Raw genomic sequence first — 8,818 nt, forward strand, 5'->3', positions numbered from 1 at the left:
TTGGACGTGTGTCTACTTTCTTAGATATTTATATTGAAAGAGATTTAGAAAACGGTACATTAACAGAAACAGAAGCTCAAGAGTTGGTTGACCATTTTGTCATGAAGCTTCGTCTTGTAAAATTTGCACGTACACCTGATTATAATGATCTATTCAGTGGTGACCCAACATGGGTAACAGAATCAATCGGTGGTATGGGTAACGATGGTCGTTCGCTTGTAACAAAGAACTCATTCCGTTTCCTTCATACACTTGAAAACTTAGGACCAGCACCAGAGCCAAACTTAACCGTTTTATGGTCTAGCCGTCTACCTGAGAATTTTAAAAAGTTCTGTGCGAAAACGTCCATTAAAACTAGTGCAATTCAATATGAAAATGACGATATTATGCGCCCTGAATACGGCGATGATTATGGTATTGCTTGCTGTGTATCTGCGATGGAAATCGGTAAACAAATGCAATTCTTTGGTGCACGCGCAAACTTAGCAAAAACCCTTCTATATGCAATCAATGGTGGCGTAGATGAAAAATTAAAAATGCAAGTTGGCCCTAAATTCCAAGCAATTACTTCTGACATTCTTGATTTTGACGAGGTAATGGAAAAATTCGATAATATGATGGAATGGCTTGCAGGTCTTTATATAAATGCTTTAAATATCATTCACTATATGCATGACAAATATAGCTATGAGCGTATTGAAATGGCATTACATGATACACAAATCTTAAGAACGATGGCAACTGGTATTGCTGGATTAAGTGTTGCCGCTGACTCATTAAGTGCTATTAAATATGGTCAAGTGAAAGTAATCCGTGATGAAAACGGCTTAGCAGTTGACTTTGAAACAACCGGAGAATTCCCTAAATACGGAAATAACGATGATCGTGTTGACAGCATTGCGGTAGAAATCGTAGAAAACTTTATGAAAAAGCTACGTAAGCATGTTACTTATCGTAACTCCGTACACACACTTTCAATTTTAACGATTACTTCTAACGTTGTTTACGGTAAGAAAACAGGTAATACACCTGACGGACGTCGTGCAGGGGAACCTTTTGCACCAGGTGCAAACCCAATGCACGGAAGAGATACTAAAGGTACATTAGCATCATTATCGTCTGTTGCAAAACTTCCATATGCATATGCTATGGACGGTATCTCTAATACTTTCTCCATCGTTCCTAAAGCATTAGGAAAAGAAGAAGAAAGTCAAGTTAGCAACCTTGTATCCATCCTTGATGGTTACGCAATTAAGTCAGGTCACCATTTAAATGTCAACGTCTTTAACAGAGAAACACTTTTAGACGCTATGGAACATCCAGAATTATATCCACAATTAACGATTCGTGTTTCTGGCTATGCGGTTAACTTCATCAAATTAACAAAAGAACAACAACTAGACGTTATTAACCGTACATTCCATCAGTCACTTTAATCAATGATTGGAGCCGCCCTTTATCCTAAAGGGGGCTCCTGCTTTATACGAAAGGGGTAAATCATCATGAACGGAAATATTCATTCTATAGAAACACTAGGTACAGTTGACGGTCCCGGAATCCGTTATATCATTTTTACACAAGGGTGCTTGTTGCGCTGTCAATTTTGCCATAACGCAGATACATGGGAAATAGGTACCGGTAAACAGATGACTGTTTCTGAAATCATGAATGATTTGGAGTCTTATCTTCCTTTCATTCAAGCATCCGGCGGTGGTATAACCGTTAGCGGTGGAGAACCTTTATTGCAAGTTCCGTTTTTAATCGAGTTATTTAAAGCATGTAAAAAGAAAGGCATTCATACTACAATTGATTCTTCTGGCGGCTGTTTTTCTCATGCTCACTTGTTTATTGAACAGATGGAGGAACTTCTTAAATACACAGATCTCATTTTATTAGATTTAAAGCACATTAACCGTAAAAAACATATTCAATTGACTGGTATGGCCAATGACCACATCTTGGAGTTTGCAAAATTTTTATCTGATCGGCAAGTTCCGATTTGGGTTCGTCATGTTCTTGTTCCAACCGTTACCGATGAACCAGAGGATCTTAAACAACTTGGTGAATTTATTGGAACTCTTCAAAATGTACAAAAGATCGAAATCCTTCCTTATCATAAGCTTGGAGTTTATAAATGGGAGGCTCTAGGTCATGAGTACCAACTTAATCACATAGAACCGCCAACCGAAGATAAGGTCGAGTTTGCCTCTCAAATGTTAACGGCACATTGGAAAAAACCTATTGTAAAGTAAGTTCTGCAAAAGTAATGATATAGTCCGCAACTAAAAAGGAATCCGATTAAATAAGCGGATTCCTTTTACTTATTAATAGTATTAATCAACTACAATATAAGCAATCATTGGACCGTTATGTTCTCGGTTTGAATGGATTTTACAGATTAAACGATAAGTACCTTCTTTTTCAAATTGAAGGGGAACAATGGTTTCCTTCCCTTTTTCTACTGTACCCTTTATGTCGGTTCCCTCAATATAAAAAGGATGTTTTTCCCCGTTAATACCGCTGATGTATAACCTTACCTTTTCGTCCTTCTGTAAAAAAATGGTGCCAGGATCCCACCTGTAAGCCTCCATTTCTTTTCCATTGTTCATTTTTGTTTTAAATTCAGCGGTGACCATGTGAATCTCTCTGATTGATTGTTTTGATTGTTGGTTAAAAACGGTTGCATCCCCTGCCTTTAACATAAACCAAGCTGATATAACTACTAACATCAGACCGACAGTTAAGAAGAAAAGAAAAGTCTCTTTTTTTAAAACAAGAAATTTCACCAAAAAACCCCCTTGGATAAATTTGTTCTATTTCATACTTATGCAGGCGGGGTCAGAAAACTTGTCTACTTTTTATTTAATGTGATAATTTTCCATATGGTTGAATGAAAAGGAAAATGTCAACAATATTAAAGACTTCAACTTTAATTTTACTCTTTAAACGTTTATATTTAAGTAAGGAACGAAAAATAGGTGGTAATTTTATTGGTGATTAGCAAAGAAAAAATGATTAAAGCAATTAAATTTATTTTTCCATTATTTTTATTAGTTTTTGCCATTATTGAAATTCAAAAGTTTACTAAGAACTTAAATTCCCAGTTGTTAAAAAATGAATTAAGTCATTTGGATATTTGGGTTTTATTATTAATCTTGGCAATTACCTTGGCTGCAGTGTTGCCAATGCTGCTTTATGATGTAGTTTTAGTGCGGATTCTTAAGCTCAAGGTACCAAAAAACGAACTATTGGAGCAATCATTTATTGCCAATGCCTTTTCTAATTTGATAGGCTTTGGCGGCATTGTAGGAGCTATGTTAAGAACGTATTTCTTCCATAAATTTGAAATGGATAAGCGGAAACTTTTAAGTATAATAGCCACTGTGTCACTCTTTTATTTAACAGGAATTTCTTTTCTATCCTGGATTGTGACAATTGGTTTTAGACAATTTCCTTTGTTCTTAGATACTAAATGGCTCTATTTTGCCGTCCTGGGTATAGGTTTATATTTACCTGTTTTTATTACGATACATATTATCAAATTTAAAAAAGATGAACATTCACTCATAACGAAAAAAGTGGGTTTGGAATTGATTGCCGTTTCCATTATTGAATGGTGTGCTGTGTTTTTGGCAATCTTCTTGATCAGTCGAATTTTAGGGATTAACGTACCGATAGATAAACTTTTCCCGCTTTATATCGTTGCAGCATGTGCCGGTATTTTAAGCATGATTCCCGGAGGTATAGGTTCGTTTGATCTAGTGTTCATCTGGGGAATGCATGATTTACATATACCAGAAGAAAAAACACTTGTTTTGTTGTTGTTTTATCGGCTTGGGTACTATTTTGTACCATTTTTTATCAGCTCTATTTTCTTTATAAAACTATACTGGAAAAAATGGAATCAGTCATGGAACGATCTGCCAAAGGCGATTGCGCAAGGGATTAGCCATGTACTGTTGACCATGCTGGTTTTTTTATCTGGATTGATTTTATTGCTTTCTGCTAGTGTTCCGGGAATTATGTCTAGACTCCGAATTGCCCAAGAGCTCTTGTCGTTTCCAATCATTAATGTGTCGCATCAGCTTTCGGTTGCAGCAGGGTTTTTACTGTTGGGATTGTCCCGGGGCATCGAATACAGCGTTAAACGGACTTATGATCTGACAATGCTTGCCTTGATTCTTGCGGCGCTATTTTCGATATTTAAAGGTATCGATTATGAAGAGGCGATTTTTCTCATCACTGTTGCCTTGTTATTAAGAATTTCGAAAGGACAGTTTTACCGAGAAAGCTATGTACTAACATGGGGAAAAACCTTTTTTGATGTAACAGTTATTCTCATCATCACCTCTATGTATCTAATTATCGGCTATTTAAATCTACCGTCTGCAAAAATGGGAATACCGACGAAACTTGCACCGTTTGTCATTAAGGATTCAAGTGACTTGTTTACTAGTGCAATGATCGGTATTATCATAGCCATTTCAATTTTAGGCTTGGGTTATTTAATTAGCTTGCCGAAAAAATGGAAATTTGAATTGACAGTCGAGTGTGAGGAAGAAATTATCCAACATTTACATAAANNGTCATTATCACATCTTATTTTCTTGCACGATAAGAACATATTTTGGAACAGCCAGAGAAATATCATGATTATTTATCAGAAATACGCAGACAAATTAATCATCTTAGGAGATCCAATAGGAGAAAAGACAGAACTTTCAAATGCAGTGGAGGAATTTCAGGAGATTGCTGACAAATATGGTTATACCCTTGTTTTCTATCAAGTTGGTGATGAAATGCTGGCGCTTTTACATAATCATGGGTTTGCGTTTTTTAAGCTGGGGGAGGAAGTATTTGTCCATTTAGAGAAATTCTCATTTAGCGGGGAAAAAATGAAAGAATTTCGTCATATTAAAAATAAATTTACAAAGGGACATTTCTCCTTCGAAGTGGTTGTGCCTCCCTATTCTGATAACTTCATTCATGAACTTGAGGATGTTTCTAATGAATGGTTGATGGGGCAAAAAGAAAAAGGCTTTTCAATGGGTTATTTTGATAAGCATTATATTAACAGGGGTCCAATTGGCCTCGTTCGGGATCGAAACAAGCGAATTCTCGGATTTATTAATATTATGGGATATTATGATTCCCAGAAAACCATTTCGGTCGATTTAATGCGTTTAAGACAAGATAGTCCCTCAGGAACGGTTGATTACATGTTTCTTTCGTTATGTCAATGGGCTAAAGAGCAAGGTTATCATCGTTTTAATATGGGATTGGCTCCATTGGCAAATGTTGGTCTTTCAAGATTTGCATTTCTAAGCGAAAAAGTTGCAGCCCAAATATTTTTCCATGGACATTTTGTCGGTCATTTCCAGGAGTTGCATAAATTTAAAGAAAAATATCGGGATACTTTTGAACCTAAATATTTGGCCTACCGAAGAAAATCTTCTTTACCATTTATTATGGCACAAATTACCCTGTTGATATCTAAGAAGAGAGGGTAGATAATTAGAATACCGGTTGGTGATGCTAGCCGGTTTTCTACTGAAAAAGAATTTTAATATAATGTAAATTTTGGTAAAATATATAAGGTACAAAATTTTCATAGTTAGGGTGTTTTATTTGTATAAGATTGGTCCTATTATTCTAGCAATTTTAATGATGTTTTCGTTCCAACAGAAGGTTTCTGCGGAGGAAAATGATCCGCTTGGATTAAAAAGTGAGGCTGCGGTACTTATGGATACTGATACAAATGCCGTTCTTTACGCTAAGAATCCAGATGAAAAACTGTTTCCGGCAAGTGTTACAAAAATTGCTACAGCCATTTACGCCATAGAAAAAGGCAGGCTGAACGATATTGTAACGGTTAGTGCAAATGCGGTGAATCAAGATGGAACAAGAGTCTACCTCGTCGAAGGGGAACAAGTTCCTCTGAAAAAACTGATCCAGGGGATGCTAATTAATTCTGGGAATGATGCTGCTATCGCGATTGCTGAACATCTTGATGGAAACGTAGAAAAGTTTTCAGAAAATATTAATGAGTTTCTTAAAACGAAAATTGGCGTCACTAATACACATTTTATGAATCCAAATGGATTGCATGACCCAAATCATTATACAACAGCAAGGGATTTGGCACTGATTACAAATTACGCAATGAAAAATCCGGTGTTTGCTGAAATTTTTGGAACCAAGTTCCTTCCATGGGAAGGAAAAGCATGGAATACTACCTTGGTTACGCATCATATCATGTTAAAGGGTGAAATGCCTTACCCGGGAATAACTGGTGGGAAAACAGGCTATACCACTGATGCTAAACAAACCTTGGCTACAACAGCAAACAACGGAAATATTAAATTAACTGCCATTGTCCTAAGGTCAGATGGAAAAATGGCAAAGTATGAGGATACTGCCCGTTTATTTGACTATGGTTTTAAGGAGTATAAACGTTCCACTCTTAACCATGGAGAACGATTTACTGTCGATCACGAAGAATTTTACCTGGAGAAAGATACTCCTATAACAGAGGATAATAATGGCATCATTAAAAAGGTAAGTAGCAACGGGATTTTATCCATTGAAAAAAATGATGGACAAGTTTTACAGCAGGTTCAATTAAAACATAAGGAACCGAAGCCCAAAATAAAACTTGTCAAAAATGAAAAATCAAAAGAAAAAGACCAGTTGCCATACATCAGTGCTATTTTTGGTGTGATGTTGCTTGGAGGAGTTCTCGTTTTATTTAACGTTAAGAAGAAAGCAACAAAAAGATTTTAAAAAGCCATGAAAGGAGTAATTCTCCTTTTCATGGCTTTCTTTGAATCCAATTGGTAACAAACAGCATGAAAAATGAAATCAAGACCATAGCAGCTACTAAGAGCCAGGCGATCTTCATATTTCCTGCATCCATTGCCATATAAATCGCTGTCGGAGCCGTTTGCGTCCTTCCAGGAATATTTCCAGCGAACATTAATGTTGCCCCGAATTCCCCCAGTGCCCGAGCAAAGCTTAAAATGAAACCGGTTATAATCGATTTAATGGATAAGGGGATTGTGACTAGTAGAAAAACATTTAATTCATTGGCTCCATCCGTTCGTGCTGCCTCTTCAATATCCTTATCTACCGCAAGAAATCCTGTTTTAACGGTTTGATACATGAGTGGAAATGCGACAATGGTTGAAGCAATAACGGCTGCCAAAGGTGTGAAGATAATGGTTCTTGCAAACAATTCCTCTATTATTAATCCGATTGGACTATTTCTCCCAAAAAAGAAAATAAGTAAAAATCCAATGACAGTGGGAGGCAGTACAATCGGCATTAATAAAATGGTTTCCAGAAGCATTTTTCCTTTAAATTCACGGTTAGCTAATAACCTCCCAATCAAAATCCCTATCACAAACACGATGGTCGCTGAAATAGCAGCCACTCTAAGAGATAAGAGAATGGGGGACCAAAATTCAGTATACATTAACTTTCACTCTTTCTTTCAACAAACGCCTTTGCACTCTTTATCATTATAGCGAAAGCGAAGAAATCAATAAAGTGATTAAAATAAAAACTGCCATCTGGCAGCTCTAAATACTATTATTAACTTTTGGTACGGATTCTAAAGAACTTGGAAAATCAATCTGGTCCCTGTCATCTACCATACTACGATTACCAAAAAAGTCACTATGGTCACCAAAATTTTGCCCATACCCCTGATTTTTTTTATCGGAATTATACCATTCAGCCAATAGATTTTGGCCTATATTCACCGCTGAAGCATTTTCAAATGAATTTATTTTAATCATAAAGATATTGATATTAACATATGGTGCAGGTGTCGCCATGTCTTTTCCCCCCTTGTTAATCGCAATTAAATATATGCACTCTATTTTTGTTTAAGAAGGCAGTTTAGTAATTTATGGATAAAATCTAATAATGCTTCGTATGATGGAAGTAGGAATATAGGGTAGAGTTTCTAATGAGCCAAGTAAAAGGGGGGGCTGAAAGTGGACATGGACAAATTGAAACAATGGTTAGATCTTGCAAAGAATATGCATGGAGGCGACTTTTGGGGGAATATTTTTGATCAGGAGTTTGCCAAAGAATTTATGAATGATCCACAGTTCAAAGCGCCTTTTACAAGAAACGGTCCAAATGCTTCTGAAACACCTAATAAAACCACCACATTTCCTGCCATAGACATCATTGAAGGGGAAGAGGAGGTTATCATTATAATTGAAGTAGCAGGCATAATAAAAGAAAATATTGAATTAGGCTTGAACGGGAACATATTGACAGTTAAGGGAAATGCTCAGCCCGTACATCCCCATTTAAAAATAACTTATTCAGAACGGTTTTATGGTGAATTCCAGCGGCAGATCACTTTACCGGATACTATTAATCCAAGCGATATTAGTGCAAAATTCTGGAATGGTCTTTTGATTGTCCGTTATGAACGAAGGGTTGAAAAAGGTGAAATCATCCCAATTGATTAAATAATTTCAAACAAACAGCATTTTTGGACATGGTAACAAGCAATTTCCCATATAAATAAAAGAAGGTATAAAAAGGGAGAGTTTGTCATGTCATTTAAAGATTTATTCCCTATTTTTCACAATCATGAAGCTGAAAAGGAATTAAGGAAGAAAATAACCTCCTTGGAGAAAAATATATTTGAGCTGGAAAAATCATTGCAAATTCTAAAGGAACAAAACCAGCCGGAAAAAGATCGTAAAAAGGAACCTCCGATTATTATAGAGAAAATAAATATTGAAAAAATCGTTTTAGATAAATATGAGCTTAATAATAATTTTGGTCAATTGGG

General features: G+C 36.1%; 8 protein-coding genes and 1 pseudogene. 6 read left to right on the top strand and 3 right to left on the bottom strand.

Annotation, left to right across the window (positions count from 1 at the left end; all coding sequences use genetic code 11):
- Both V7083_RS11665 and pflA read left to right on the top strand, forming a co-directional pair.
- Positions 1-1,436: pyruvate formate lyase family protein (locus V7083_RS11665; protein WP_335477854.1), on the top strand; the 1,436-nt coding region annotated here is incomplete at its 5' end.
- Positions 1,437-1,502: 66 nt separating this feature from the next.
- Complete coding sequence (gene pflA, locus V7083_RS11670; RefSeq protein WP_335477855.1) at positions 1,503-2,252, top strand: pyruvate formate-lyase-activating protein; 750 nt, start codon at positions 1,503-1,505, stop codon at positions 2,250-2,252.
- 81 nt (positions 2,253-2,333) lie between these two features.
- Here pflA and V7083_RS11675 read toward each other — a convergent pair whose 3' ends face one another.
- Positions 2,334-2,786, bottom strand: a complete 453-nt coding sequence (locus tag V7083_RS11675; protein WP_335477856.1) for a cupredoxin domain-containing protein — start codon at positions 2,784-2,786, stop codon at positions 2,334-2,336.
- 225 nt (positions 2,787-3,011) lie between these two features.
- On the opposite strand from V7083_RS11675, the gene mprF reads away from it, so the two are divergent.
- Together mprF and V7083_RS11685 are read left to right on the top strand one after the other, a co-directional pair.
- Positions 3,012-5,510, top strand: a complete 2,499-nt coding sequence (gene mprF / locus V7083_RS11680) for a bifunctional lysylphosphatidylglycerol flippase/synthetase MprF (RefSeq protein WP_438823720.1) — start codon at positions 3,012-3,014, stop codon at positions 5,508-5,510.
- Positions 5,511-5,619: 109 nt separating this feature from the next.
- Positions 5,620-6,783, top strand: a complete 1,164-nt coding sequence (locus V7083_RS11685) for a D-alanyl-D-alanine carboxypeptidase family protein (RefSeq protein WP_438823719.1) — start codon at positions 5,620-5,622, stop codon at positions 6,781-6,783.
- Positions 6,784-6,811: 28 nt separating this feature from the next.
- Here the strand turns inward: V7083_RS11685 and modB are convergent, their stop codons facing one another.
- Complete coding sequence (gene modB, locus V7083_RS11690; protein ID WP_335477860.1) at positions 6,812-7,474, bottom strand: molybdate ABC transporter permease subunit; 663 nt, start codon at positions 7,472-7,474, stop codon at positions 6,812-6,814.
- A gap of 106 nt (positions 7,475-7,580) precedes the next feature.
- Positions 7,581-7,838: a hypothetical protein gene (locus tag V7083_RS11695; protein WP_335477862.1), complete on the bottom strand. Its 258-nt coding sequence runs from the start codon at positions 7,836-7,838 to the stop codon at positions 7,581-7,583.
- A 168-nt stretch (positions 7,839-8,006) separates the two neighbouring features.
- On the opposite strand from V7083_RS11695, the gene V7083_RS11700 reads away from it, so the two are divergent.
- Positions 8,007-8,489, top strand: a complete 483-nt coding sequence (locus V7083_RS11700; RefSeq protein WP_335477957.1) for an Hsp20/alpha crystallin family protein — start codon at positions 8,007-8,009, stop codon at positions 8,487-8,489.
- An 87-nt stretch (positions 8,490-8,576) separates the two neighbouring features.
- Positions 8,577-8,818, top strand: a pseudogene (locus V7083_RS11705) (hypothetical protein); the annotation flags it as partial.

Origin of the sequence: Bacillus sp. JJ1764, assembly GCF_036962145.1 — a bacterium.
In the GTDB taxonomy this organism is placed as follows: domain Bacteria; phylum Bacillota; class Bacilli; order Bacillales; family Cytobacillaceae; genus Neobacillus.